Genomic DNA, 26675 nt, shown 5'->3' on the forward strand with positions numbered 1-26675 from the left:
GGCGGCGGATTCGGGGGGCATGGTGGTGGTTTCGGCGGCCGCGGCGGCGGGTTTGGAGGCCATGGATTTGGCGGGCATGGTGGATTTGGCGGTTATGGGTACTATGGGGGCCTTGGCTTTGGCGGATACGGCTTCTACCCCGGTTATGGCTACGGGGGTTACGGCTACCCCTATTACGGTGCTTACGGCTATGATGTTGGTGGCGACTGTTATCTCGCGAGGCGTCGCGTTGTGGGCCCCGATGGGCGCGTGCGTTTTCGCCGGGTTGAAGTGTGCCGGTGAGATAGCGAGATCGGACGGGCCGAAAATTTGAGCGAAGGTCCCGCGCGCTGGCTCATTCGCGTCTGGATTGATGATCTTGACCGGCTCCACGACCGTTGCTCGCGCTGACATAGTTAGGCCGGAATGTCCGGCCGCCCAATGTGGTCGCGAACGCGCTTTCGTATTGCTGCGCTGGAACGGCAAGCAGCTCGTTCGCCGAGGGTACACCAATCGTTCCCGCAGAGCCCTGCCCGCTTCGATAAAGGCCGGGGGCTGTGTCCAGGCCCGCTCCCTTTCAGAGGGTCATGACCATGCGGCCATCGACCTTACCGCTTCCGAGGTCGCTGAAGATGGTGTTGATGTCCTCAAGTTTCGCCTTGTGAATGTGCGCCTTCACCTTGCCCTCGGTTGCGAACTGTACGGCCTCGGCGAGATCCTTGCGCGTTCCGACGATGGAGCCGCGGATGGTGATGCGCTTCAATACCACGTCGAAGATGGGGGTGGGAAAATCGCCGGGCGGCAGGCCGTTGAGCGCGATGGTGCCCTTGCGACGTACGAGCTTGAGCGCCTGCGCAAAGGCCGGAACTGACACAGCCGTGACAAGCACGCCATGCGCGCCGCCGCCGGTTGCCTTCACCACCTGGGCGGCAGCGTCCGGACTCTTGCTGTTCACGGTAACCTCAGCGCCGAGTTGCCGGGCAAGCGCGAGCTTCTCTTCGGTAACGTCGAGCGCGGCGACGTGAAGGCCCATGGCCTTGGCGTATTGCACGGCGATATGGCCGAGACCACCGATGCCGGAAATCGCAATCCATTCACCTGGACGGGCTTCGGTTTCCTTGATCCCCTTGTAGGTGGTGACGCCGGCGCAAAGGATCGGGGCCAGCGCAGCAAAGTCGCCGTTCTTTGGCAAGCGCGCGACATAGTCCGCCGCGCCGATGGCGTATTCAGCGAAGCTGCCATTCACGGTATAGCCGCTCATGTGCTGGGCTTCGCACAGCGTCTCCCAGCCGGTTCCGCAAAACTCGCACCGGCCGCACGCATCGTGCAGCCAGGCCGTGCCGACCGCATCGCCTTCCTTGAGTCCGACAACGCCGGGACCCACGGCCGCCACGATGCCAGCTCCCTCATGCCCGGGAATGAAGGGTGGTTTCGGCTTGACCGGCCAGTCGCCTGCGGCGGCATGTAGATCAGTATGGCAGACGCCGGAGGCGACGATCTTGACGAGAACTTCCCCCCGGCCTGGTGCGGGGATTGGGACTTCTTCGATGCTGAGAGGTTTTCCGAATTCGTGGACTACCGCCGCCTTCATCGTTTTCGCCATCACCCGTTCTCCTTGGCTGGACCACATCGGCGGCCAGTTTAGGGAGCACAATGGAAATCAGACGTTGATGCAGCTCAAGGTCAGCACGGGAAATTGGTGCTGAAATTTCTATAGCTGAGATAGGTCACCGCGCTTTGCGGAAGCCGTCTGCTGATGAGGAGCGGCACTCCGGCCGTCCCACCGCAATAGCGGCGTGGACCGAGGTCCGGCGCACTACTCTGACCACAAGGAGTTTTCCATATGCTGGACCGGCCGATCACATCCGCAAGCAGTGTAAGCAAACTACGCGCGCGCTATGACAATTTCGTTGACGGTGAATGGGCTGCTCCTGTCAAGGGGCGCTATTTCACGGACAAGAGCCCGATCGACGGCAGCACGCTCTGTGAAGTGGGCCCGCTCGGATGCGAACGATGTCGGGCGCGCGCTCGATGCGGCTCATGCGGCGCTACCCGGATGGCGCCGAACCGCCCCGGCGGAGCGGGCGCGAGTGCTCAACAAGATCGCCGACCGGATCGAGGAGAACCTCACCCTCCTTGCAAAGGTCGAAACCCGCGACAACGGCAAGCCGATCCGCGAGACCATGAATGCCGATGTACCACTCGCGGCCGATCATTTCCGCTATTTTGCCGCCTGCATCCGCGCCGAGGAAGGCACCATCGGCGAGATCGATCACGACACGATCGCCTATCATTTTCGCGAGCCGATCGGGCAATCTTCGCGATGCGCGGGCTGGGTCGCCAGATCATGCACTATGCTGCCGAGACCATCATTCCGCAGACCATGGAATTGGGCGGCAAGTCGCCCAACATCTTCTTCGCCGACGTGATGGACGAGAACGACGCCTTCCTCGACAAGGCCCTTGAAGGTTTTGCTCTGTTTGCCTTCAACAAGGGCGAGGTCTGCACCTGCCCCTCCCGCGCGCTCGTGCAGGACTCGATCTTCGACAAGTTCGTGGAGAGGGCGGTGGCCCGCGTGGCCAGGATCAAGGTCGGCGATCCGCTCGATCCGTCGACCCAAATGGGCGCCCAGTGCTCCAAGGGCCAGCTCGAGAAGATCCTGAGCTACATCGAGATCGGAAAGCGGGAAGGTGCGACGTGCCTGACCGGCGGAGGCCGCGCCGAACTCGGCGGAAGGCTGAAGCACGGCTTCTTCGTCCAACCGACTGTCTTCGTCGGCAGCAACAAGATGCGCATCTTCCAGGAAGAAATCTTCGGTCCGGTTTTGTCGGTGACCGCATTCAAGGATCTCGACGAGGCGATCGCGATCGGCAACGAAACGCCCTATGGTCTCGGCGCGGGAGTGTGGTCGCGCAACGTCAACAATTTGTATCGTGTCGGCCGCGGCATCGAGGCTGGCAGGGTATGGACGAACTGCTATCACGTCTATCCGGCCCATGCGGCCTTCGGCGGCTACAAGGGCTCCGGCTTCGGGCGCGAGACACACAAAATGGTGCTGGATCATTACCAGCAAACGAAGAATGTGCTGGTCAGCTACGATACCAAGGCCTTGGGTCTGTTCTGAATCCGAAGTCGCCGCGGTGCATTTTGTTGGCGGCAGCGACTGAACCCATTGGGCTGGAACGAGGTTTGAGGCTAGGCCTCGGCTCAGCCTCACGCACCGGCGTCTTGAACCTAAGGGCGCAATCTTACGGGTTTTGCTCTGTGCACCTATCTCGGAATGGCTGCCTTCATCCCGGGTGCGACTCGCGAGAACCTCATCGCGATGATCGCGCTCCATTTCTCTCCGCAGGCACTCTTCACATTTGCGGTGAAGTGGATCCCAGCGGTGTTCGCCAAGATCTCAGCGAGCCCAGAAGTCCTTCGACTTGATCAAGAACCGTCAACGCTGTGTTGCTTCAACACACGCGCGGACCGAACCATCAATACGCGGAGCTATCATGGATGCAAGCTCTATCAAGATTCGCCGCTCGCTTGGCGCCTGGAAGCCTGAAGGCTGCGAGCGGATTGCGCTGGTGCTTCAGGGCGGGGGCGCTCTCGGCGCCTATCAGGCTGGAGCCTACCAGGCGCTGCACGAGGCCGGGCTCGAGCCGGACTGGGTCGCGGGCGTTTCGATCGGCGGGATCAACGGCGCGTTGATCGCCGGCAACGCCCCGGAGCACCGCCTGGATCGCCTGCGCGAGTTCTGGGAGACGATAACGCGCCCGACTTGGCCGTTCACAGCTGATGGGGACGAGGCGCGCGGGGCGCGCAACAACTGGTCGTCCCTCGAGGCCATGATGTTCGGGCAGCCAGGCTTTTTTTCGCCGAACGTCCCGAACCCTTGGATGAGTCCTCGCGGCGCTGACACCGCCACCAGCTTCTATGACAGCGCGCCCCTCCGCGAGACACTGCGGCGCTTAGTGGATTTCGATCTCCTGAACCAAACATCGACGCACTACGCTGCCGGCGCTGTCAACGTGCTCAACGGCAATTTCTACTATTTCGACAACGCACAAATCGAGATCACCGCGGAGCACGTCATGGCGAGCGGGGCGCTTCCTCCTGCGCTACCCATGGTGCAGATCGACTCCAGCTGGTATTGGGATGGCGGCCTCGTCTCCAACACGCCGCTGCAGCACCTCCTTGACAACGCCCAGTGCCGCAGCATGCTGGTGTTTCAGGTCGATCTGTTCAGCGCAAAAGGCGTGCTCCCGCGCGATATGTTCGACGTGCTCGCTCGCGAAAAGGACATCCGTTACTCAAGCCGCACACGGCTGATTACGGACACCTATGCGAAACGCCACCAGCAGAATCTGATCTTGAGGCGCTTGCTCGACAAGCTAGGGGATGCGAATCTCGATGACGAAGAACGCGCGCTGAAGGACAAGCTCTGCAGGCTGCCGAAGATCACGATCCTACACTTAATCTATCAACAAACGGCCTACGAGGGCCAAGCCAAGGATTACGATTTCAGCGCGCAATCGATGCACGAGCACTGGAATCGCGGCTACCAGGACACACAGCGCACGCTTCGGCACACAGAATGGCTGGCAATGCCGGCCCAGGATGGCGGCATTGTTGTCCACGATATCCACCGTACGGATGACTGATGTTCAGCGTCCCGCGCCGTAGCTGCGAGTGGCGTCTCCGGTGAGCGTAGCCCGTCGGACGGCCGCTCGCAGAGTTCCACTCAGAACGTTCCGTCAGATCGCTCCCTTCTCGCCGGAAGCGAAGGCCGCGGCTCTGAGCTGCAGGGTCCAGGATCGCAAGCTCACGCGGCTCACAAGCAACAGGCGATCGATGCAGAGGTATCGTGGGATCGCATCGCAGATGAGGCTAAAATCGCGAGATCAACTACAGCAGCAGTATGAAGGCGGATCCGCCGCCGAGACAAACTGATAAAGCGCTGGATCCGAGAAGCTGGCGGCCGTACCTCGACGACAGGCGGCTCGGATGCCGGCACCCGAGCCGGCACTACTTTTTCGTTCCGATATCCAATCCATGATGCAGTCCGATCTTCGAGGGGTCTTGATTTGGCACAAGGTATTCGCAATACGAGGTCCTAAGTTGATACGATGACGAGCCCCGAGATCTGGTATGTCTCATATTGTCCGAATGATGCGTCTGCTCGCGGAAGGCAGAACCGTCCGCGTTACCCGCAGGTTCAAAACTGAAATAGAAGCTAAGCGATTTGCTCAAGAAATCACCAATACTGCATGCAGCGTGCTTGCAGGCACCCTAAACCCGTACAAACCGAGGCGAGTGGTGGCAGCGTAGCCTTGACGAGCGGATCAGGGCGTCGCCGCTCTCGCTTCGGCTTCGCAATTGGCCTGTCGGTCGGGCGTCCCCCGCTCCGTCTTTCCACGCGATTCGCAAGCTCGACAAGAACTGATTCATCGGCGGTTCCGCAGTATCGAACTTTTTGAACACCTGTATAGTGAAGGGAGACCAGGATTTTTGCAGAGGTGCTACAAACTGTCTTCATCAGGACTTTGTCGTGGGCGAGACGAATTCCGTCGTGGACCCCGGGGACACAGACCAGCCAGCCCCGTCCGTAAATTGCGGGAGCTGCTGTTCGGGAGCTAACGAACCGGCGGCGGGTTGTAGGACAGCCCGCAACAGGAGCCCGCCCGATGCGATCTTTGATCGAAGATTATGCCCCGATCGGCGATTGTCAGACCGCCGCGCTCGTCGGCCACGATGGCTCGATCGATTGGCTGTGCTGGCCGCGATTTGACGCGGGCGCCTGTTTTGCGGCTCTGCTCGGCTCGCCCGGGAACGGACGGTGGCGCATCGCACCGGAGGATCCCAGCCCACGCGTCAGTCGCCGCTACCGCAACAGCACGCTCATTCTGGAGACGGAATTCGAGAGCGCGGGCGGTTGGATCACCGTGATCGACTTCATGGCCCTGCGCGGCGGGGTATCGGACCTCGTGCGTCTCGTTGTCGGCCGGCGCGGTCGCGTGAGGATCCGCAGCGAGCTCGTGATCCGCTTCGACTACGGCGCGGTCGTGCCTTGGGTCACGCGGCTTGAGGACGGCACCGGAATCCAAGCGGTGGCGGGCCCGTCCATGGTGGTCCTGCGAACAACGGCTCCGTTTCACGGCGAAAATCTCAGCACCGTTGCGGAACTCTCCGTCGAAGCCGGCGACACCGTGCCCTTCGTGCTGAGCTATAGCCCGTCCCACGTTGCGCCACCCGCTACCCTCGATCCGGAAGCAGCCCTGGCCGAGACCGAAGCGTTCTGGCAAAACTGGTCCTCGCGTTGCCGGCACACAGGGCCATGGCATGAGGCTGTGCTTCGCTCCCACATCACCCTGAAGGCTCTGACATACGCGCCCACGGGAGGAATTGTGGCGGCCCCGACCACGTCCTTGCCGGAACGGATCGGCGGGGCACGCAATTGGGACTATCGCTACTGTTGGCTGCGCGATGCGACTTTCACTTTGATGTCGCTGATGGACGGCGGTTACTTTGACGAGGCGAAGGCCTGGAGCGACTGGCTGTTGCGGGCTGTCGCCGGCCGCCCATCGGAGATCCAGATCATGTACGGGCTCGCCGGAGAGCGCCGCTTGACCGAATGGGAAGTGCCGTGGCTGACGGGCTATCATGGTTCGCGACCGGTGCGCGTCGGCAATGCCGCCCATGGCCAGCTCCAGCTGGACGTATACGGGGAGGTCATGGACGCACTCTACCAGGCCCGGCGGGGCGGCCTTGTGATGCGCGACGCGAGCTGGGCCTTGCAGCGCGCGATTGTCGAGCACCTGGAAACGATCTGGCAAGAACCCGACGAGGGTATCTGGGAGGTACGCGGCGAGCGCCGGCACTTCACCCATTCCAAGGTGATGGCGTGGGTCGCCTTTGATCGAGCCATTCGGAGCATTGAAGAATTCGGGCTTAAGGGCCCGCTCGATCGCTGGCGCGCGGTGCGGCAGCAGATTCATGAAGATGTGTGTCGGAAGGGGTACGACCCCGATCTCGGCAGCTTCGTGCAATCCTATGGCGCCCCCCACCTCGACGCGAGCCTGCTCATGCTGGCGCTGGTGGGCTTTCTGCCCGCCAGTGATCCTCGAATCCGCGGCACCGTTTCCGCGATCGAGCAGCGCCTTCTGGTGGAGAATACGTTTGTTCTTCGCTACGATACCGAGGAGGTTGCGGACGGACTGCCCGCGGGCGAGGGCGCATTCCTGGCGTGCAGCTTTTGGTTGGCCGACAACCTGATCCTGCTCGGCCGACACGAAGAGGCGGGCCGCCTGTTCGAGCGCCTCTTGGCCCTGCGCAACGATGTCGGACTGCTTGCCGAGGAATATGACCCCGTGGCGCGCCGCCAGCTCGGCAACTTCCCGCAAGCTTTCTCGCATATCGCGCTCGCAACCACCGCGCGAAATCTGACGCAAGCGGCGAAGCCAGCACAAGCCCGCGCGGCCACGGCCGCAAAGTGAGCCGACGGCGAGTCGATCCGCGCCGCGTAGCGCCAAAAGCGGCGCCTTGTCAATCGGCGCCAGTCGGGCGGCGCATCCGGCAGGAGACGTCAAGCAGGAAACGATCGCAGGGTGTAACCAGCGCCCTCTTCCCGTGCTCAGCCGAACCACACAGCGGAGCTGCCGCAGACGCGCAGCCAGTCGCAATGCGTTTTCTTTGACCCCGCCTCCTGATCCGGCGCGGATCGGTGTGGTACGGACAACAACGCCACTTCTTCTCCTCTTCGTCCAGTCGGATCGCGTCGGTTTGGAAGTCAAGCATGCACGATAGCAGGCGCATCCCTCCTAGTCGCGCTTTCCTTGCTTCCTGAGGTGCCCGCCTTCGCAGCCAGGCGCGCCTTGGCAGATGCTCTTTAAGGTATGGTCCTTGATCTCTTGGTCTTGGCGCTCGATGAGCGGTGTCGTGCCTCCACGTTCATCAAGAGGCGCTCCTGGAGGTTTACGCTTTCCTGTCGGGGCGACGTATTGTGGGTGATGAGTGAGCGGCGCCAATTTGGCTTTTGGCCGGAGCCTCTCACCCGAGTCGGGCTGCGCGAGGCTTGCCGTCGTGGCCATCATAACTCCGATAAGTGCGAGAAGGAGTGCGACACTGACTTTTTTTCGCATTGTATGTGCTCCATGTCATCGATCAGGCGATGGGCCTGCCCCGGAAATGCCTCCTGCCCACGTTATCCAGCTCGCCGCAAGAGTGCAGCGGCGCATTCGTGCAGCAGTCGCATGTGGACGGATTACGCTTCATCGCATCGGACCTGCCGCATCCGCCGCAATAAAGCGTTTCCATGAACATTATACGGTGAACGGTCCATTCCATTTTGATCTGTATCACGGCGGTGCTCTCCACGATTGCATCACATTGTTCGGCCCCTTGCCGCGCACCTCTTGCAAGGCGCCGGTCGATACCGCGGCCCGGCTTCGGCTGACGATCCCGTGGTGAGCCCGTGAGTTGTACGCGTCGCACGTAATCTCGATGCCGCTTTCCTTCGCTAAATCGCGGATGCCGCGCGGCGATCCGGATGAGCATGCTTCCCACCCAGATTGTCGCCGACGGCTTCGGTCAATGGTGCTTGTACCAGCCGACGTCCTTGATGTCGTTGAACGAGTTGGTCCGGTGGCAGAGGTAACACTGGTTGACCTGGGCATGCTCCTTGCCCGCGACCCTCATTGACACCATCTTGAAGTGCTCCATGTAATGGCTTGGCGGCGCCTGATGGCATTGCGCACACTCTTTGGAAGTCGGCGACGGGTGGAGGAATCCAGCGATCCGCCATGTCGTCGTCTCGTGACATCCCGCGCATTCGCGCCCGAAGAGCTGCTTGTGCGGGTCGCGGTTGCTGTGACAGCTCGCACAATCCAGGGCGTTCTTCTCGGCCGATCGTGATGCCGCCACGCCCAGAAAATCGGCGATGTCATTGACCATCTCGGTCGGCACGCCGGGATGACCTTCGGCCCCAACGGCAAGGTGCGAGCCGATCCGCAGGAGCGCCGCATGGTTGATCCGTGTCGGACGGCCAGCGCCCTGGTGCTCAACATGGCAGCCGCGGCAGTCCTGCACCTTCGCATGAAAGGCGGTCGACTGCTTCGCAAGATCTGCTGCCGCGGTGGCGTGGCAGGCGATACAGCTCTTGGCCTCGACCCCCAGGGTCGGGGTGTGACATGACTCGCATTTGTCGGTCAGGAAGGCGTGTTTGACCGAGAGCTGGCCAGGCTGAAACGATTTCGACCAGGCCGGCACCGATCCTGAGCCCGAGCGATAGAGCGTGGCGACCGTGGTCAAACTGGCCACGACTGCGATGGCGATCAGCACCGTATAGAAAACCCCAAGCTTTTTCACGCGAGCCACCGCAGTCCATAGTAGATCTCACCGCCGATATGCAGCGCGAGCAGAAAATACATCAGGATCGCGGCCACGACATGCGCAACGATCCAGCGCGTGAATATCTTCTTGATCACCTCGCGGGACCCGATTGCGTATTCAAGATCGGCAATCCCCTCGACGAGCTGCAGGACGGTGGCGCCCTGCAGGGCCGGCGCGCCGACTTCGGCGGCGGCGAGGTCTTCAAGCCTGGCACGTTGGGCCAGCGCGATGGTGGTGCGGTCGTAGGCCGATCGCAGCGTCCCCAACCGGGATTGCTCTTCCCGCAGCTCGGTCGGTGTTTCCGGCGTGGTAGTGCTGCTTTTCACCTGATCGAGGCCATCGCGCAGCCGCGAGGCGGCTTGCTCAGCACTCGCCGTATCTCCGGCCGCATTCGCATGCCGCAGCGCATCCTGGGCACTCTGGATCTCATCCGCCCCCTTACTGATGCGGGCGCGCGCTTGGGCCTCGATGCATTGACGCTGCTCGGCCGAAAGGGTCGGCATGTCCATCAGGGAGGGATAGAATTCCTTACGTGGGCGACCCATCATCTCGCCCATTCCGCCCCCTTTCATCATCTCGCCCATCCCGCCAGCAGCACCCATACCGCCGGCGCCCGACCCCATCGAGGGTTGCGTGCCCGGCCCCCCCGCAGGCGGGGTGCCAGACGGAGTCATCGGGTTTGCTGGGGCGCCAGTGCCGGGATGATGGTCGGCATGGCCGCCGCCCGACATCTGCGCCAGAGCTTGAACGGTGAAGCTCGCAACGAAGGCGGCGGCAATAAGAGACCGGGCGAGCGCTGCGAACGCGCGCTGCGGGGGCTGCGGGCGGGAATTACGCTGCTTCAGAGCGCGTTTTCGACAATGAACGGACATGCTCGCACTCCTGCGGCCGTTGAGATCGGCCATCGGTATCCGGACTCACAACCGGCCGCAACCTTTCAGGGTTGCCCGCCGCGCCGATGATCACCTGCGTATACAACAAATCTCACGCGAGGATCCCGCTGGCGCCTCTCGCCAATCGCTTCCCCACGAGAGGTGAAGCCCCTCTACTTTTTATCGTTCCGCTATCCAATCAAGAATGGAATCGGACCCGACCACTCTCCTCGGCGTGTGCGGGTTCAAGGTGCCGGCAAGCACCGCGTGGTTGCTGTTGATGATCTCTTGGGCAAATCGCTTGGCCTCGGTTTCGGTTCTAAACCTGCGTGTAAGGCGGACGCGCCTGCTCGCACCATCGGGCGCATCGTCCGAGCAGTATGAGACATACCAGATCTCCGGGCGCGTCATTTTTTTCAACTTGCCACCGTTTTTATATCCAAGCCCAAGTTCAAGGCGTCAAGCCGGCTGCTTCTGCTATCATCGAACGTCCCGTCTGTAGCTGGCGAGCTGTTGCTCGAGGAAGTCCGCAAAGCAATACGTAAGCTGTTGGATGAGCCGACGCCCCTATGAAGCGTACCTATCTAGCCTCGATTCAGAACGCATGTTTGCGATAGCGCAATGTCGGGGTCCCGCCCAAGGCGCATTATGCCGTTCCGAATCGACGGCTGCAGGTGATGGGATTGGCTCATCTGCGGGTGCCACAGGGGAATTAGCCGATGAATCACTCGATTTTCAGCGCGGATCGAACGACTCATGTCAAAATCGTGGCGCTTACCTTGGCCATGAGCATCGGGTTGGCCAGCTTCGTTAGCTCGGTGCGCATTCATACCAGCGAGCCTTACTCGCCGGGTGCGCAACTAACGCAAGTAGCAAGTCCTGTCGTTTCTTGTTGCGAGGCCGGCGAGCTGTTATGTCCGAGCTAATTTGCTCGCCTGATATGCACCGGGATTTCCGATCAGGCTTGCCGCTCGCCCGAAGCGCTGTTCGTCTACCAAACGCCAGCGACGGCGTCAGTTCTGATCCGTAAGTTACGTCCTTCCAAACTCAGCGGCGATGTTGCATTTTTGCACTTTGAGCGAACGGAAAATCGGCCCATGCTGGCCTAACAAATTTTGCGTTAAGGGAGGGCAGTCAGATGGCACAAGATTTTCCGAGCATTTTGCAGCTCGGCCTCGCCGTACTCTTGTTGGGAAGCGCGGCCACCGCACCCGCCCACGCCGGCACCTACGATCTGGTACTCGAGCGGCATGCGGTCAACATCACGGGGCGCAGCAACGAGGCTTTGCTGATCAACGGCCAGCTGCCGGGTCCCGTTCTTCGCTTCAAAGAAGGCGAGAACGTGGTGATCAACGTCACCAATCGTCTCGACGAGAATGCCTCCATTCACTGGCATGGCTTGATTGTGCCGCCGGGAATGGACGGAGTGCCGGGCATTTCACCAGGGTACGGCGACGGCATACCGCCCGGCCAGACCTTCACCTACCGCTTCAAGCTCAAGCAATCCGGGACCTATTGGTACCACAGCCACTCGTCCGGCGAGCAGGAGCAACTGGGTATCTATGGCCCAATGATTGTAGAGCCACGCGCAGCGGATCCTTTCCGTTACGACCGCGACTACATTATCATGCTCTCGGATTGGAGTGATGAAGCCAAGAGTATCATTAATAATCTCAAGGCGGATGCCAGTTGGTATAATTTCAACAGGCGCACCTTGATCAGTCTGGTCCAGGAACTGAGCAAGGCACCATCCGAAGAAGCGCGCCGCGCCATCATCAACGATCGCATTGCCTGGTCGTTAATGCGGATGGACCCTACAGATATCTCGGACGTGTCCGCTTATACATTCCTCGTCAACGGGCAGACGCCAGAACAGAACTTTACCGCTCTGTTCAGACCGGGCGAGCGCATTCGATTGCGCTTCATCAACGGCTCGGCGATGACCTATTTCGATGTTCGCATTCCCGGACTGAAGATGAAGGTGGTCCAGGCGGATGGCAACAATGTTCAGCCGGTGGTGGTCGACGAATTTCGCTTCGGCAACGCCGAGACCTACGATGTGATCGTGCAACCTACGGAGGACCGAGCCTACACGATCGTCGCAGAGCCGATGGACCGCACGGGCTTTGCGCGCGCGACCTTGGCGCCGCGGCCGGGAATGGTGGGCGAACTGCCCGCGCACCGGTTACGACCTCTCGCCTCGATGGCGGAGATGGGCATGAACCTCGGGCCGAAGGGCGGCGACCGTGGCACCCCGCATCCGGAGCAGGATATGCCAGGTCATGTCGTGCCCGAAGATCCGGTCGCCATGGCAATCGGCATGGGCGACATGGGGGGAATGTCGGATCGGGGCGGTACCGGCGATATGTCCGGAATGCAGCCTGGCGGCGCCGGGGCGAAGCGGGGAATGTCCGGCATGTCCATGGGTCCGAAGGACTCCAAGCAGAGCACGAAACCCGCCAAGCGCGGCAAGCCCTCGGGCATGCCGGGGATGAAGCACGAAAGCATGCCGGGAATGAGCAACGCTGCGCCGGACCGGTCGGATGCTCTGGCGCAGATGAAGGATATGCCAGGTCATTCCTCCATGTCGGGAATGGGCGGCGGAGACCGGAAGGGTCAGGTTGCGCCGGCCGACAGCGGAGTTCAACAGGGGCCGCAGGCCTATGTCCTGCGTGGCGGAGAGGACATGGAGAGTGTCGGCGTCAAGGTTGGACATGGAGCGCCCGACCCATTCCTCAACGACACGGGCGCACCTCCGGGGACGAAGGTTCTATCCTATCGGGACCTCAAGGCCCTCAATCCCTACCCGTATAAGCCCTACGATCGGATCATCGAGATGCGGCTGACCGGCAACATGCAGAGATACTTCTGGTCGATCAACGGCAGAAAATTCAGCGAAGCGGAGCCCATCGTACTCCGGTACGGAGAACGCGCCCGATTCCGCCTCATCAACGAGACGATGATGAACCATCCGATGCACATCCACGGCACTTGGCTTTTGCCAGATGTCGGAAACGGCGCCCGCAACCCGAAGAAGCACACCGTCAACGTGAAGCCAGGAGCTACGGTTGACGTGGACGTTCCCGCGGATGCTGAAGGACCATGGGCATTCCATTGTCACCAGCTCTATCACATGGAAACCGGCATGATGCGCAAGATCGAAGTCGTCCGGCAGACGGCGTCGGCTCGCTAGGAGGGCTCCATGAACCGTATCCCTCACGTCGCAAGCATCGCACTAATCGTATTGTCCGGCGCAGCAATCAGCGCGCCCGCTGGGGCTCAAACGGCTCCATCATACACGGAAGCTGCGCCATGGTACCTGCGCAGTCCCTCCGGCATAAACTTCCCCGATCAGCAGCCTTTCAGCGCCCTGCGTTTCGACAAGCTCGAATGGGGCGGTCCAAACACGGGCGCTAGTGCCCGCTGGGACATGGAGGCGTTCGTCGGCACCGATTACGACAAGCTGTTCTTCAAGTCCGAGGGTTTTTACAACGGTAAAGCCAGGAACCTCGAGGAGGGCCAGTTTCAGGTCCTCTATTCGCGCCTCTTGACCTACTACTTCGATGCCCAGTTCGGTGTTCGGCAGGACTTTTCCAAAAAATCGAGCCGGACCTACGCCGTCATCGGCGTGGAGGGCCTCGCACCTGGCTTCATTGAAATCGATGCGGACGCCTACATCAGTCAAAAGGGCGAGGTTTCCGCTTCGATCACCGCCTTCCATGATCTCTTGATCACCAACCGGCTGATCCTGCAGCCGCGTATCGATGTCAAGCTGCAGGCGCAGCCGGTAGCGGACCTGGAATTAGGCGCTGGAATTACCGATTTCGAGCTGGGGGCACGCTTGCGCTACGAGTTCACGCGCAACGTTGCGCCCTATATCGGCGTCAATTGGGATCGCAAGGTCGGCCAGACGGCGACAATTGCCAGAAACAACGGCGAAGCGGTATCCAACGTGTCGTTCGTCGCCGGCGTACGGCTGTTCTGGTAGGACCACGATCAGATTGCGGCAAGGTTGCGGATAAGAGCTTTTATCGATCGCTGCAGTGCTGAAGCGTTCGCTGGAGGACTTTCTTGGCCTGCCGCTTCATCTTTCTCGATTGCGCCGCTCACCCTGAGACTACTGCCGCCGCCATCGTCTTCGAACGAGGCATGCAGCTGTTGGCGAGTCGCCGACCGCCGGCAGTGTCCGGTGTCAGATGCACACGGATGATTTCGGTGGCGACTATTGCGGCCCTTGTGAAGTCCGTCCGCCTCGAGCGTCATTCCCTTGGCTCCGGGAGAGTCCGAAGCTGGTCGAGATGCTCAGTCGACCCCGCGTCGCACGGAGTTGGGCGGCACCGAAATGCTAAGTAGTCCAGCCAGCAGTCGGCGGATGAACCTTAGAGGCGATCGTAGACCCGTTGCTGGCGATGTTCCTCCAGTGTCCCGAGTCACAAGTTCGCAATCGTAGATTCGCAGTAGATTCGCGTCGCTGTGCCAAGGATTGCGGATTCCGACGAAGTCGCCCGGGTGTACCGATATGAAGTCGCCCGGGGATTCCGAGACGATGTCGCCCACCTTTCCGATTTGATCTCCCCCGGGGGCGAGGCGTTCTGGCTGCCTAGTTTCTCTGGCACTAGGCGAGCCGCGCGGTCAACTGGAATCGCGGCTTGAACCTGTTGTGTTTTCTGTTGCGGTTGCTGTGGGCATGTGGGCAACGCCTTGGCGTTGTCCAAGCGAAGCGGCATGTCCACAGCGTCACGGGCTCAGGCCTTTCGGGCGGATTGCCGGGTTCGGCGCAGGCTCTCGCCGGTGAGGTCGAGCCGATGGGCATTGTGGACGAGGCGATCGAGCACGGCGTCGGCATAGGTGGGATCACCGAACACGGCAAGGTACCCCTATTCTTGACCGGGTCGTGTCTCACGTCACGATTACCGACCCGCATCATTTTCTGTTTGGACAGCGGCTTGCCGTCTTGAAGGGACGATCGGGGCGCGGTCCCGCCTACATCGTTGTCGCGCTGCCGGATGGACGGCGGCGGGGGATTCGGATCGCGTCGACAGATCTCGCTGAGCCGCCAAACTGCGCCAGCATTGCCGATCTGCCGCGTATCAGCGCGCGCACGCTCATCCCATTGATGCAACATTTGAGCGCGAATCTGAGGCTTACGTCTCGCCGCCGGAGCACGCCATCGTTCTATGTGTGAATGAGAAATCCCAAATCCAGGCGCTGGACCGCAGTCAGCCGATGCTGCCAATGCGTCCCGGCCAACCGGCCCGAAGAAGCCATGACTACACAAGGCACGGCACCACATCGCTGTTCGCCGCCCTCGACATTGCGAGCGGACGGGTCATCGGCAAGTGCTACGGACGCCATCGCGCTGCCGAGTTCCGCAAGTTCCTCGACGAGATCGAGGCTGCCGTGCCGCGTGAACTCGACGTCCATCTCGTCATGGACAATTACGCCACGCACAAGACCCCCTTGATCCGAAAATGGCTGGTCAAACGGCCGCGTTGGCACGTGCACCTGACCCCGACCAGTTCGTCATGGCTCAACCAGGTCGAGCGCTTCTTCGCGCTCCTGACCGATAAGAAGATCAGGCGCGGCATCTATCGCAGCGTCGCCGCTCTCAGGGCTGACATCACTTCGTTCATCGACCGACACAACGCCGATCCAAAACCGTTCCGATGGACCAAGTCCGCCGTGACATCCTTGCTTCCATCGAACGCTTCTGCCGATACAATGCCCCGGCAAAACACCACCCGATGCCGCGAACTTCTGGTTCAGGCCCAGGCCGTGTGAAAAGGCTCTGTTTGCTGTGATTCGCGCGATAGGATTCCCGGCGATTTTGCGGGGCATCTGATGAAGCGCTTTGTTGAAGGATTGGATCGCGGGCAGAGCACACTGTTTCCGGCATCGCTCGACGACTATGTGACTGAGGACAACCCGGTGCGAGCGGTCGACGTGTTCGTCGACGGTCTCGATCTCGACAAGCTCGGGTTTGTCGGTGTCCAGCCGCTCGACACCGGCCGACCTAGCTATCACCCCGGTACGATGCTCAAGCTCTACATCTACGGCTATCTTAATCGGGTTCCGTCGAGCCGACGCCTGGAGCGGGAATGCCAACGCAGTATCGAGATGATCTGGCTGACTGGGCAGTTGGCGCCGGACTTCAAGACCATCGCAGATTTCCGCAAAGACAATGGCAAGGCCATTCGTGAGGTCTGCCGCGAGTTCGTCGCGCTGTGCCGCAAGCTTGATCTGCTTGTTGCAGCGAGCGTCGCCATCGATGGATCGAAGTTCAAGGCCGTCAATGCGAGGGACAAGAACTTCACTGAGGCAAAGATGAAGCGCCGTCTGGAGCGAATCGACGAGAGCATCGCCCGTTATCTCTCGCAGCTCGAGACCGCCGATCGGCACGGCGATGCAGTGCCAGAGGCGAAAGTTGCGAGGTTGAAAGGCAAGATCGAGAAGCTCAAGGAGGAGATCGTTCGGCTAAACGCGATCAATGCGGAGATGATGAAGAGTGAGGACAAGCAGATCTCGCTGACCGATCCTGACGCGCGCTCGATGGCGACAAGTGGAAAGGACACCGGGATCGTTGGCTATAACGTGCAGATTGCAGTTGATACGCAGCATCATCTCATCGTGGCTCACGAGGTGACCAACGTGGGCACCGATCGCCACCAACTCGCCAATATGGCCGGGCAGGCTCGCGACGAGATGGCTGTCGAGACGCTCGAAGTCGTGGCAGACCGCGGCTATTACGATGGAGAGGAGATCAGGGCCTGCGAGGAAGCCGACATCACGGTGACGTTGCCGAAGCCGATGACTTCGGGCGCTAAAGCTGCTGGCCGCTTCGGCAAACAGAACTTCGTCTATGTCGCCGCCGACGATGTTTATCGCTGTCCCGCCGGCGAGCGGCTAACTTATCACTATACGAACGTAGAGGACGGAAAGACACTGCGCCGCTATTGGACAAGCACCTGCAAAACCTGCGCGCTAAAAGCGCAGTGCACGACAGGCCCCGAGCGCCGCATCACACGCTGGGAGCACGAGACCGTTCTGGAGAAAGTTCAGGATCGGCTCGACCACAACCCCAATGCCATGGGTGTCCGCCGTCAGACAGCGGAGCATCCGTTCGGCACGATGAAGTGTTGGATGGGAGCAACACACTTTCTCACGAAAAAGCTGCCAAAGGTGGCCACCGAGATGGCGCTCACCGTGCTCGCCTACAACATGAAGCGCGTGATGATGATCGTCGGCGTAGGCGGATTGCTGGAGGCGATGCAGGCGTGAGGCCAGCCTCTGCGCGACCAAATCAGCGCCTACATGAAGCTCCCGATTGCCACTGAGACGACACGAGGTCCATTCCACCGAATTAGAAGCTCGGCGGCCATGAAATGCGCCGGAGCGCCCCAAGTTGCGGGATTTTCACACGGCCTGGGACACTAGCGTACGCCAGATCTCGAATGGGTAAATTCCCGAGAGGCACTAGCGCGCTTTGCGGATGTTCGTGACCATCAGAGCATTCTTCAGCCGGGCGGCCTCAAATTCCACTAAATCTCCCGGTCGCAACCCTTTCAGCATGCGACGGTTCGTGACGTGGAAGGGCATTTCCATTGCCGGCATCCTAATGCTGCGATCAGGGCTTTCCATCGCCTCGGTCAGGATGGTGACCGAAGCCGCACCGGGGCCCATATCGACAGCCTGGACCTGCCCCCTTGCATGCACGTGTCCCGACGGAGAAACAAGCTGTCTATGTTCCCGATCGAGCTTGTCCAGCCACTCGCTTCGCGTCGATGTAAGTGGCTCGGCAGCTGCAGGGATCGAGAAACTCACGAGGCCAATTGCTATTGCGGCGGAAATGGCTGCTGCTTGGCGCACGATATGTCCTCCTGGGTTTGCGCGCTCTGCGCCGACCAACGTGCTATGCGCTAGGGGCGTTCGATAGCGCAACTAGATCACGGCGTGCTCCGAAAGGGTTGATTTGGATCAAGCAACTGCAAGAGAACGGGCGCCAAATGAGGCTACTACACTAATCCGTTCGATGCATTGCAGATCAACCCAACTGTCTGATTTTCGATTCGACGTACGGTTTATAGCTCACGCCTCAAATCCTCAGTGCGCGACAGCGAAGATCGTTGGGGCGACGACAAAACGTGGCGGCTCCGTCATCCCTTAACAACGGCCTGAGGATGTGGTCTGTGAATGCCTTCGAGCCGCGCCCGTTTCAGGAGCAGGGCATTGATCGCCACCAATGCCGAGCTGCCCGACATAGCGAGCGCAGCGACCTCGGGGCTGATGACCAAGGGATAGAGGACGCCGGCCGCCATGGGAAACGCCACCACGTTGTAGGCCACCGCCCAGAGCAGGTTCTGGTGCATCTTACGCAGGGTGGCGCGGGAGAGCTCGATGGCGCCAACAATGTCATAGGGGTCGCTCTTCATGAGCACCACGTCGGCGCTCTCCATCGCGACATCGGTGCCGGCGCCAATCGCGAAGCCGACGTCCGCTTGGGTCAGCGCCGGTGCGTCGTTGATCCCGTCGCCCACCATGCCGACCTTCTTGCCCTCGGCCTGGAGCTCCTTCAGCCGTTCCGCCTTCTGGCCGGGCAGCACTTCGGCAAGCACCGTATCGATGCCGAGCTGCCCAGCGATGCGTTGGGCGGTTTCCCGGTTGTCGCCGGTGATCATGGCCACATCGACACCGCGCTCGCGCAGCTTCCTGACTGCGGCGGCCGAAGTGGGGCGCGGGGCATCGGCGATCGCGATGAGCCCGACAAGCTCGCCGTCCCGCGCCACGTGGACCACCGTCTGACCTCTGCCTTGCAGCCGCCCGATCTCCGGTGCCAGCGGCGACAGATCGATGTTGCCTTCGTCCATGAGGCGGCGGTTGCCGAGCAGCACGATGCCGCCGCCAACCTCGGCTCGCGCTCCTCGTCCTTCGAGCACCTCGAAACCCTTCGGATGCTCGACGGCCAGGCCCTCCGACCGGCGCAAGATCGCCTGCGCCAGAGGGTGATCCGATCCCTGCTCCACGGCAGCGGCCAATGCCAGAACCTCGTCCTCGCTCGAGCCGGGCGCGGCGACCACCTCCACCACCTCGGGCTGACCGAGCGTCAGCGTTCCGGTCTTGTCGAACACGATCACGTCGAGCTTGGTCGCCTCCTCCAGCGCCGAGGCGTTCTTGAACAGGATGCCGTTCATGGCGCCGAGCCCCGTGCCGACCATTACGGCCATCGGCGTGGCAAGCCCGAGCGCATCCGGGCAGGCGATGACGAACACCGTGATGGTGAGCGTCAGGGCGAACAGCAGGGGCTCGCCAATCCACCAGAACCAGACCGCGAAGGTCGTGAGCCCGATCACCATGGCGACCAGCACGAGCCACTGCGAGGCCTTGTCGGCCAGAAGCTGGGCAGGCGCCTTCGAGTTCTGCGCTTCCTGCACCAGCTTCACGATCTGAGCGAGCGCGGTGTCCGCGCCGACCTTGGTCGCGCGGTATTTGAAGGTGCCGCTCTTGTTGATGGTGGCGCCGATCACAGCATCGCTGGGCCCCTTCTTCACCGGCATCGACTCGCCGGTCAGCATCGACTGATCGACCTGCGACTCGCCCTCGATGACCTCGCCGTCGACCGGGATCTTGTTGCCCGGGCGGATAACGACGACGTCACCGACCAGCACCTCAGCGGTGGGCAGCTCGATCTCGCGCTCAGCCCGCAGCACGGTGGCCATCGGCGGGGCGAGATCAAGCAGGGCCCGGATCGCCTCCGAAGCGCCGGCGCGGGCTCGCATCTCGAGCCAATGGCCGAGCAGGATAAAGACGAGGAGGACGGCGACCGCCTCGTAGAACTGTACGCCGGAGAAGAAGAAGGTCGCTCCGACGCTGAACACGTAGCCGGTGCCGACCGACAGCACGACCAGCACCGCCATGTTGAGGACGCCGTTCCTCAGCGCCCGCCAGGCGGCGACCAAGAACGGCCAGCTCGGATACACGACGGCGGCGGTGGCGAGCAGGAACAGCCACCGATCGAGGCGAAGCCCGAAGGGCGGCGCCGGCGGCGTGAACATCCCGCCCATCGGCGAGTAGACGAAGATCGGGACGGTGAAGATCAGGGCGATCCAGAAGCGATTGCGCATGTCGCGCACCATCGCCTGCATGTCCATGCCCGCCCCGTGGCCCATCTCGTGGGCCATGGTTTCCCCCTTCCCGGAAGCCGCCGCCTGCTCGCCGGGCATCGCCGCTGCCTCGTGGGCTTGGTGGGGCGCGTGGCCGGCGTGGGGGCGGTGCGAGTCGGCCGGAGGCGCTACCGTCAACGCCTCGCCCGGCGGGTCGTCGGGCTCGCAGACGTGCTTCGGCAGCACCTGGCCGGTGCAGTGGTAACCGCACTCGCGTACCCTGCTCTTGATCGCCTTGAGACCGGTGAGGGTCTCGTCATAGGCGACCGTCGCGCTGCCGGCGGCGTAGTTGACCTCAGCCTTCTCCACGCCAGGCAGACGAGCGAGCTGCTTCTCCACACCGAGCGCGCTGAGCGCCGAGAGCATGCCGGCGACTTCGATTGTGGCTGTCTTCATCGTGCCATCCTCCTTGCAGACGCGCCGCTGGCGCTCATGAGGCAATCATGCCGTTCTTGAGGTATGCTTCCTGGTATTCAAAGATGATGTCCGGGTTCACTGCCAGCGCTGCCTCGTCCTTGTCGTCGTAGTGCAAGCGCGACAGGAGGTCCTTGATGAGGTCGAGACGCGCCAAGCGCTTGTCGTCGGCGCGCACCACCGTCCAGGGCGTTACCGGTTGTGCGTGCGGGCGAACATCTCGTTGCGCGCCAGACTGTAGTCCACCCAGTGCGTTACTGCCCGAGCATCAATGGGACTGAGCTTCCACCGTGTGAGTGGGTCTTTGCGCCGGTCCTTGAGCCGCCTCCTTTGCTCGCTTTGGCTGACGTCCAGGTAGTACTTGAGCAGCTTGATCCCGGACAAGCACAGCCACCTCGCGCTTCCCAGTGGTGGTAGAGTCGAGGAGAGGCGCGGTGGCTTGAGCCGTGCTGGCATCGCTCCGTTCCTCTCCTCGCTCATCAGTAGGGTCGAAGACTGGCGCGCCGACAGGCTTCTCGACCGTGCCACGTTTCCAGGGAAAGCTCGTTTTGGTCGAAATGGGCTTTTCGGGCGGGAGCATAGCCGCCGATGGAAGGAATTTCGGATCACTTTGTTCGGAGCTACCCCCCACCGCTCCCAAGCCGCTTAGTCCGGTCCGCCTCTTTTCTGTACTCAAGCGAAATCCTCGATGGTGCCGCCGCCCAACTGCAGTACGAAGTCTGAAGTATCGGCATCTGGAGATGATTGTGTGGATGACACCCACTCCACGGCATCAGTGTGCCAGAATGTTGCTGATAGCAACTAGGAGAGGAGTCATCCACAATGCATCCTACCATTATCGGCCTCGATCTCGCCAAACACATTTTTCAGGCGCATGGAATCGATGCTGCAGGCAAAGCGGTCCTTCGTAAGAAGCTCCGCCGTTCAGAGTTGATTGCATTCTTTGCCAAGCTTCCGCCCTGCGTGGTTGGCATGGAAGCTTGCGGCACGGCCCATTATTGGGGCCGAGAGCTGACCGCACTGGGCCATCAGGTCAAGTTGATGCCTGCGGCTTACGTGAAACCCTATGTTAAGCGCGGCAAGAACGACGAGGTCGATGCCGAAGCCATCTGCGAAGCCGTCACCAGGCCGACGATGCGGTTTGTGCCGATCAAGAGCGCCGAGCAGCAATCGATCCTGATGCTCCATCGTACCCGAGATCTGTTCGTGCGACAGCGTACTATGTTGGTCAACTCGCTGCGCGGTCAGCTTGCCGAGTTTGGCCTGATCGCTCCCAAAGGGGTATGGCGTGTTCCAGAGCTCGAGGCTCTTGCCCAGGACGGCGAGCTTCCGGAGCCGGCTCGAGCCTGCGCCGAGCTGATCCTGATGCAGATTGAGGATCTGCAGTCGAAAATCAAGGCGATCGAGCGGACGATCCTGGCTCGCCATCGCGCCAATGAACTGAGCTTGCGACTCGCTACCATCCCCGGAGTTGGGATCATCACGGCGACTGCGCTGGTGGCAACCGTCGCGAACGCCAGCGCGTTCAGGTCGGGGCGCCACTTCGCGGCCTGGATAGGGCTGGTGCCGCGACAGAATGGCAGTGGAGGCAAGATGGCATTAGGCGGAATCTCCAAGAGGGGAGAGCCATATCTGCGGCGGCTGCTTGTGCTCGGCGCGACCGCAGTCGTTCGCTACGTCCGCAACAAGCCCGAACTGGCCGGATGGGTCAACGCGCTGCTGGCCCGGCGGCCGGCGCGCGTAGTCACCGTCGCTGTCGCCAACAAACTCGCCCGTATCGTCTGGGCCATCATGCAGCGCGGCGGCACCTTCCGTGAACGACCGTTCGGAATCGCGTAGAGAAAAAAGATGGCTTGGCAATGAAGTGAAGCGGCGACCGCCGCGCTACCGTACAACCAACGAATACCAAGTTTGGCAAGGGCAATGACGACGTGATGGCATCCGGTCGACATACCGAGGATCAGGACACCCCGAACCTGTGCACGGACTTTGAGTCCGTCAACGATGATTGGGGCCCGATCAGCGGACAACCATCAAGGCCATGCGGTACCTAATAGACCGCAAGCAAAGGCCGGACAGATGACCGCAACGACCAAATGCCGTAACGTCAAAAAAGCTCGGGCCATGTGGGTGTCATCCACAGATGCACAGGTGTGAGTTCTGCAATCTCCTGCATATTTCGGCATTTGAATACATCATTTTGCAGAGGTTTGCAGAAGCCATGGGCGTTCTTATCTCCGATCGGAAGGTGGAGGGGTCGATATGGTTACCATTAAAGAACTGGAGGCAGGGCTAAAGGCCATGGCAGAGGAATTCCATCTGCCGGGTGGAGCCCGTAAGAAGCTCTCGCGCCTCGTCATGGGACACCTTTGGTGGTTCGATGCTGCCGAACAGCGGGGCATGACTTGGCAGGACATGACCCGGGCCATGGCCGCCGCTGGGATGACAGGCGGAGGAGCAAAGCCCGTCAGCGTCGGAACCCTGTCCTCGACGGTCTGGCGAGCACGCACGAAGGGCGGAGAGGCGAACGGCGCCCGCAAACCAGAACGGCTTGGACCAGCGCCGCCCATCCCGCGGAGCAGCTATCCACGCAATGGTACAAGAGATCGCGGAACCGGTGAGACGCAGCGAGGCGGACGGAAGGCGTCCGCGCAGAATAGCGATGGTGCCAAGGTCGATCGGCCAGGGGCAAAGCCCATGGGCGGCGGAGATCGGATCGGCCGGGCCAACAAGGATGTATTGGCTTTCATGGACCGAGCCCGAGCCGTCCGCCGCCGATCGCAGGACGACTAGCAACGGCCGCGCCTCGGCCTTCCAATCGGTTGGTCGACCTAGATTCCGCGCTTCACGAGTTCCTCTCCATGGTTCGCCGGCGAAGCGCTCTTAATTCTTGCCGCGTTGTCGCTCGATCAACTTGGGAACGTCGGCAACATCGATTTCGAGGCTCGTACCGAAATCCTTGGCGGGATACTTTTCCGCGTGGGCGAGGACCTCAGGGGTCGGAACTACAAGTCGCGCCTGTCCCTTCGGGGAGAAACAATTCTTCCCGCTCTTGATCCAGAAAGCGCACCCGCCATATCCGGTGGCCGGTTCGTCGGCGAGATAGACTCGGCCTTTGCCGTTCTTGCCGGTCACCCTGCTCACGATGAAGAACAAACGATTTGCATATGTCTGTCGGATCACCGCGACGGTACCTTCGTTCGCGCCGGTGTAGTATTCCCTGATCTGCTCCTCGGTTTGATCTACGCTAGGATCACCTGGCCATTGATCGCCGAAGAGCAGACGTAGCCCTCGCCCTCTTAGAATTGCCGATGGCATTTTCTTTTCATCGCTCATGGCCTTGTTCCTGCTGCTTGCTCGCCGCATTCCGATGGGTGATAGCGATGCAGTGGTGCCATGGATAGTCCCGTGAATTCGGAGCAGGATTGAGCGAACCACAGTACACGCCGAGCGGGCGCGAAGTTCCTTCATTGTGGGCTTGGACAATCGCCGACCCACCCATCTTGGGAGTGTGCAGAACTAGATAGTTCGCGAACAGCGAGAGGTTGAACGCGAACGCGAACCGGCCCACAATCTCTCCTTCACCTATTGCCGTTGAGTCGCCCCGTGACCAATTTCCCCGACGAATGGATCGACGACGTCTGCGAAGCAGATCCGCTTACAGACGATCTAGACCTTGAGGACGATGAGCACGTTCCGGAAGGTCTCCCACCGACCCAAGAAGAGATCGATGCTGGGTACGTAGAGCTAGTGCGATGGCAATCGGCGAGAGCCTTCCAGAAAATCGAGAAGCCGCTCCGCCTCCGTAATGCTGATCCTGACTTCTTCCTCCAGCCCCAGCTCAAGTTCCTTCACGACGCCTACGTGCTCGCCAAGTTCGCTGCGAAAATCGGCGCCGATCAAGTTCGCCTCGCCGATCGACGCGACCAGTGGCCGGACGGTTTTGTCAGGATAAACAAGCGCACCATCAAAGTTGAAGTGACCAGCACCCACGGTGACCGCAAGCTCGGAGAGGAATACCGAGAGCCGCGCGGCATGCGATTCGATCCCGTCGAGGACTGGCATTCCCGAGCCGACTCGATCCCCACCTATCTAGACAACGCTATCCGCGATAAGGTCCGCCGGTACGGCGCCCGATACTCCGACTGCTGGCTAGTCGTATATCTGAACATTAACGAATGGGGTATCCGGCAGCGAGAGATCGAGCAGGTCATCGACAAGACGATGATCCGATATAGCGATTACTTCCAAGAGGTCTCCGTGCTCTGGAAAGGCAATATCTATAGCGCGAGCGACAGCGTGATGCAGGGTCATGCATGAGTTATGACAACTAATGTTCAAGCCGAACGCACAGAGACGACCGCCTCGGGCCAGACGAAGGCCGCGATCAAGTACCTGATCTCCACCGGTTTCACCGCGATCAGCATCTTGGAGAGTGACGGGGCCTACCAAATCCGCGTCGGACACAAGATCAATCCGAACGCCTGCTCGGTCCACTGGTTGCGGGAGCCGAACGCTATCGCGGTTTCCCGAAAGGCCCGCAAGGAAACTAGGGAGCGCCCAGACGTCGACACCATGATCAATGCGCTTCGCGAGGCGGCAGCGTATTGGGACGAGACGCTGACACCCCACGACCTCGCGCTTCAGCGCGCAGCGGACTCGATCAAGCGGCTCGACGCGATGATTGAAGCCCTCCGCAGCAGCGGGCAGCTCAACATCTTCAACGAGAACTACTGCGCAAGCCGTGAAGCGGCGGCCTCGGCGGGTATCGGTTTCATGCCATACGAGGTGGCACTGTCGCGCTTACGGATGGCCCTGGTGCCGTACGTGACGGAGGGCAAGAGGCTTGAGGATATAACCGAGCTGTTCCCCAAAATCTTTGGCCCACCCGAATTCACCGGCTATCGGAGCGTTGCTGGACCAGCATAGCAACGGTCGCTCGACTGTTCGCAAAGTGGTATTTGAGCGTCGTCCAGCGTAGCATCTGCGATCGAAAAGTCGCGAGTGTTGACGACCGTTAGACCACCGACGACAAAAAGTAGTCCTCGCGCAAGCCCGTTCTCGGAATTCCTGTGGAGAATTCCGCGAGGCGCGAGTGCCTGAGGATTCAGAATTAATGTGGTCGGCACGCTGGCAGTCTGCGCAGCGGTGTAGATCTTTTTGCGGCTCTGGTCGTATGGCGCTTGTAAGCGGCATGATACTGGAGATTCTAACCACAAGAGGCGATACATGCCGAACTTCGAAAGTGGGAAACCGCTTCACTGTCTTGAGTTGGTCACGGGCAAGAATCTGACTGGGACGGTCCTCCTCGCGGAAGAGCGGATCAGAACCGAGATCTACAGCTTCCAAGATCATTTTCATATCCAAGGCGAGAAGCCGGTTTTTGTTCAAACCGAGACCAACGATATTGTCTCGCTGCACTCAAACATCACGACAATTCCCGGAACACGCTCCCGTTTCGGCGAGCCGCAGAGAACGACATACCGGCAAGAAATCGCCTCGAACATTGCTATCGTCGGTCATGATGCCTGGGAGGCTAAAGACTGCGTCAAGCGAGTCAGCTTCCGCGTCAGGCACACAAGGGACCTGATGCATCATCGCGCGAAGGTCGATGCGCTCGGCCGCAGCAAATACCCGAAGGAAGAGAACTTCAATCTATTCGGCGACACCGTGGAGGGCATGACGCTCCGCGCCCGGTACGCGGCGACCTATGGGATGGATTTCGACGCACCGACTGACTTTTGGCCAAGTTTCGAGATCGAATTCGACGAGCCTCAAGGCATTGAGGAGTACATTCGTCACGTGCTGACCTATGTCCAGTTTAGGTCAGTTGGCAACCGTCTTTCTGAAATGAAGCGGTTGATCCGATAGCGAC

At 60.8% G+C, this 26675-nt stretch carries 16 protein-coding genes and 4 pseudogenes; 11 read left to right on the forward strand and 9 right to left on the reverse strand.

All coding sequences use genetic code 11. The features are described from left to right. Both AX729_RS40930 and adhP read right to left on the reverse strand, forming a co-directional pair. Nucleotides 1-372: hypothetical protein (locus AX729_RS40930; RefSeq protein WP_210183200.1), on the reverse strand; the 372-nt coding region annotated here is incomplete at its 3' end. A 184-nt stretch (nucleotides 373-556) separates the two neighbouring features. Next, complete coding sequence (gene adhP / locus AX729_RS27185) at nucleotides 557-1582, reverse strand: alcohol dehydrogenase AdhP (RefSeq protein WP_057198342.1); 1026 nt, start codon at nucleotides 1580-1582, stop codon at nucleotides 557-559. 240 nt (nucleotides 1583-1822) lie between these two features. On the opposite strand from adhP, the pseudogene AX729_RS27190 reads away from it, so the two are divergent. The 3 genes and pseudogenes from AX729_RS27190 to AX729_RS27200 all read left to right on the forward strand — a co-directional run bounded on the left by AX729_RS27190 (nucleotide 1823) and on the right by AX729_RS27200 (nucleotide 7463). Next, nucleotides 1823-3103 (forward strand): annotated as a pseudogene (locus tag AX729_RS27190) (aldehyde dehydrogenase family protein). 376 nt (nucleotides 3104-3479) lie between these two features. Continuing rightward, a complete protein-coding gene (locus AX729_RS27195; protein ID WP_082529056.1) occupies nucleotides 3480-4631 on the forward strand; it encodes a patatin-like phospholipase family protein in 1152 nt (383 codons plus the stop codon). Nucleotides 4632-5654: 1023 nt separating this feature from the next. Further along, nucleotides 5655-7463, forward strand: a complete 1809-nt coding sequence (locus AX729_RS27200; RefSeq protein WP_057198338.1) for a glycoside hydrolase family 15 protein — start codon at nucleotides 5655-5657, stop codon at nucleotides 7461-7463. Nucleotides 7464-8556: 1093 nt separating this feature from the next. Here AX729_RS27200 and AX729_RS27205 read toward each other — a convergent pair. Both AX729_RS27205 and AX729_RS41265 read right to left on the reverse strand, forming a co-directional pair. Then, nucleotides 8557-9342 carry a cytochrome c3 family protein gene (locus tag AX729_RS27205; protein ID WP_245325403.1) on the reverse strand — a complete coding sequence of 262 codons (786 nt, stop codon included), beginning with the start codon at nucleotides 9340-9342 and terminating at the stop codon, nucleotides 8557-8559. Continuing rightward, nucleotides 9330-10262 (reverse strand): hypothetical protein, encoded by a 933-nt coding sequence (locus AX729_RS41265; RefSeq protein ID WP_230646902.1) that lies wholly within the window; start codon nucleotides 10260-10262, stop codon nucleotides 9330-9332. Before AX729_RS41265 ends, AX729_RS27205 begins: the two co-directional genes overlap by 13 nt. A gap of 1105 nt (nucleotides 10263-11367) precedes the next feature. Between AX729_RS41265 and AX729_RS27215 the strand changes: the two genes are divergently transcribed. Beyond that, nucleotides 11368-13422, forward strand: a complete 2055-nt coding sequence (locus AX729_RS27215; protein ID WP_057198334.1) for a multicopper oxidase domain-containing protein — start codon at nucleotides 11368-11370, stop codon at nucleotides 13420-13422. A gap of 9 nt (nucleotides 13423-13431) precedes the next feature. Further along, the gene (locus tag AX729_RS27220) at nucleotides 13432-14217 is read left to right on the forward strand and encodes a copper resistance protein B (RefSeq protein ID WP_057198333.1); all 786 of its coding nucleotides are present in this window, start codon (nucleotides 13432-13434) and stop codon (nucleotides 14215-14217) included. A gap of 757 nt (nucleotides 14218-14974) precedes the next feature. Here the strand turns inward: AX729_RS27220 and AX729_RS27225 are convergent. Then, nucleotides 14975-15094, reverse strand: a pseudogene (locus tag AX729_RS27225) (ATP-binding protein); the annotation flags it as partial. Nucleotides 15095-15374: 280 nt separating this feature from the next. Here AX729_RS27225 and AX729_RS27230 point away from each other — a divergent pair. Next, nucleotides 15375-16030: pseudogene (locus tag AX729_RS27230) on the forward strand (IS630 family transposase); the annotation flags it as partial. Nucleotides 16031-16070: 40 nt separating this feature from the next. After that, entirely contained in the window at nucleotides 16071-17507 is a 1437-nt protein-coding gene (locus AX729_RS27235) for an IS1182 family transposase (protein WP_057198329.1), read from the forward strand. A 195-nt stretch (nucleotides 17508-17702) separates the two neighbouring features. On the opposite strand, the gene AX729_RS41270 is transcribed toward AX729_RS27235, so the two are convergent. The 3 genes and pseudogenes from AX729_RS41270 to AX729_RS41870 all read right to left on the reverse strand — a co-directional run bounded on the left by AX729_RS41270 (nucleotide 17703) and on the right by AX729_RS41870 (nucleotide 21280). Next, nucleotides 17703-18095 carry a copper-binding protein gene (locus tag AX729_RS41270; protein ID WP_230646903.1) on the reverse strand — a complete coding sequence of 131 codons (393 nt, stop codon included), beginning with the start codon at nucleotides 18093-18095 and terminating at the stop codon, nucleotides 17703-17705. Nucleotides 18096-18382: 287 nt separating this feature from the next. Beyond that, nucleotides 18383-20782 carry a heavy metal translocating P-type ATPase gene (locus AX729_RS27245; RefSeq protein ID WP_061027309.1) on the reverse strand — a complete coding sequence of 800 codons (2400 nt, stop codon included), beginning with the start codon at nucleotides 20780-20782 and terminating at the stop codon, nucleotides 18383-18385. A 34-nt stretch (nucleotides 20783-20816) separates the two neighbouring features. Beyond that, a pseudogene (locus AX729_RS41870) lies at nucleotides 20817-21280 on the reverse strand (polyphosphate kinase 2 family protein). A 342-nt stretch (nucleotides 21281-21622) separates the two neighbouring features. Between AX729_RS41870 and AX729_RS27255 the strand changes: the two are divergent. Beyond that, nucleotides 21623-22639: an IS110 family RNA-guided transposase gene (locus AX729_RS27255; protein ID WP_061027310.1), complete on the forward strand. Its 1017-nt coding sequence runs from the start codon at nucleotides 21623-21625 to the stop codon at nucleotides 22637-22639. A 1044-nt stretch (nucleotides 22640-23683) separates the two neighbouring features. On the opposite strand, the gene AX729_RS39990 is transcribed toward AX729_RS27255, so the two are convergent. Continuing rightward, nucleotides 23684-24136, reverse strand: a complete 453-nt coding sequence (locus tag AX729_RS39990) for a hypothetical protein (protein WP_156457234.1) — start codon at nucleotides 24134-24136, stop codon at nucleotides 23684-23686. Between the two features lie 270 nt (nucleotides 24137-24406). Between AX729_RS39990 and AX729_RS27270 the strand changes: the two genes are divergently transcribed. The 3 genes from AX729_RS27270 to AX729_RS27280 all read left to right on the forward strand — a co-directional run bounded on the left by AX729_RS27270 (nucleotide 24407) and on the right by AX729_RS27280 (nucleotide 26671). Continuing rightward, nucleotides 24407-25120 carry a hypothetical protein gene (locus AX729_RS27270; RefSeq protein ID WP_061027313.1) on the forward strand — a complete coding sequence of 238 codons (714 nt, stop codon included), beginning with the start codon at nucleotides 24407-24409 and terminating at the stop codon, nucleotides 25118-25120. A 3-nt stretch (nucleotides 25121-25123) separates the two neighbouring features. Continuing rightward, the gene (locus tag AX729_RS27275) at nucleotides 25124-25729 is read left to right on the forward strand and encodes a gluzincin family metallopeptidase (protein WP_061027314.1); all 606 of its coding nucleotides are present in this window, start codon (nucleotides 25124-25126) and stop codon (nucleotides 25727-25729) included. 300 nt (nucleotides 25730-26029) lie between these two features. Next, the gene (locus AX729_RS27280; protein WP_061027315.1) at nucleotides 26030-26671 is read left to right on the forward strand and encodes a hypothetical protein; all 642 of its coding nucleotides are present in this window, start codon (nucleotides 26030-26032) and stop codon (nucleotides 26669-26671) included. Nucleotides 26672-26675: the final 4 nt, after the last annotated feature.

Source organism: Bradyrhizobium sp. CCH5-F6, from assembly GCF_001556045.1.
GTDB lineage: Bacteria > Pseudomonadota > Alphaproteobacteria > Rhizobiales > Xanthobacteraceae > Bradyrhizobium.

Bases quoted from the DNA above. Each gene is read 5' to 3' on its own strand.
- adhP (WP_057198342.1), bottom strand. From the start codon at position 1,582: ATGGCGAAAACGATGAAGGCGGCGGTAGTCCACGAATTCGGAAAACCT.
- AX729_RS27195 (WP_082529056.1), top strand. From the start codon at position 3,480: ATGGATGCAAGCTCTATCAAGATTCGCCGCTCGCTTGGCGCCTGGAAG.
- AX729_RS27200 (WP_057198338.1), top strand. From the start codon at position 5,655: ATGCGATCTTTGATCGAAGATTATGCCCCGATCGGCGATTGTCAGACC.
- AX729_RS41265 (WP_230646902.1), bottom strand. From the start codon at position 10,262: ATGGCCGATCTCAACGGCCGCAGGAGTGCGAGCATGTCCGTTCATTGT.
- AX729_RS27215 (WP_057198334.1), top strand. From the start codon at position 11,368: ATGGCACAAGATTTTCCGAGCATTTTGCAGCTCGGCCTCGCCGTACTC.
- AX729_RS27220 (WP_057198333.1), top strand. From the start codon at position 13,432: ATGAACCGTATCCCTCACGTCGCAAGCATCGCACTAATCGTATTGTCC.
- AX729_RS27235 (WP_057198329.1), top strand. From the start codon at position 16,071: ATGAAGCGCTTTGTTGAAGGATTGGATCGCGGGCAGAGCACACTGTTT.
- AX729_RS27245 (WP_061027309.1), bottom strand. From the start codon at position 20,782: ATGAAGACAGCCACAATCGAAGTCGCCGGCATGCTCTCGGCGCTCAGC.
- AX729_RS27255 (WP_061027310.1), top strand. From the start codon at position 21,623: ATGCATCCTACCATTATCGGCCTCGATCTCGCCAAACACATTTTTCAG.
- AX729_RS39990 (WP_156457234.1), bottom strand. From the start codon at position 24,136: ATGAGCGATGAAAAGAAAATGCCATCGGCAATTCTAAGAGGGCGAGGG.
- AX729_RS27275 (WP_061027314.1), top strand. From the start codon at position 25,124: ATGACAACTAATGTTCAAGCCGAACGCACAGAGACGACCGCCTCGGGC.
- AX729_RS27280 (WP_061027315.1), top strand. From the start codon at position 26,030: ATGCCGAACTTCGAAAGTGGGAAACCGCTTCACTGTCTTGAGTTGGTC.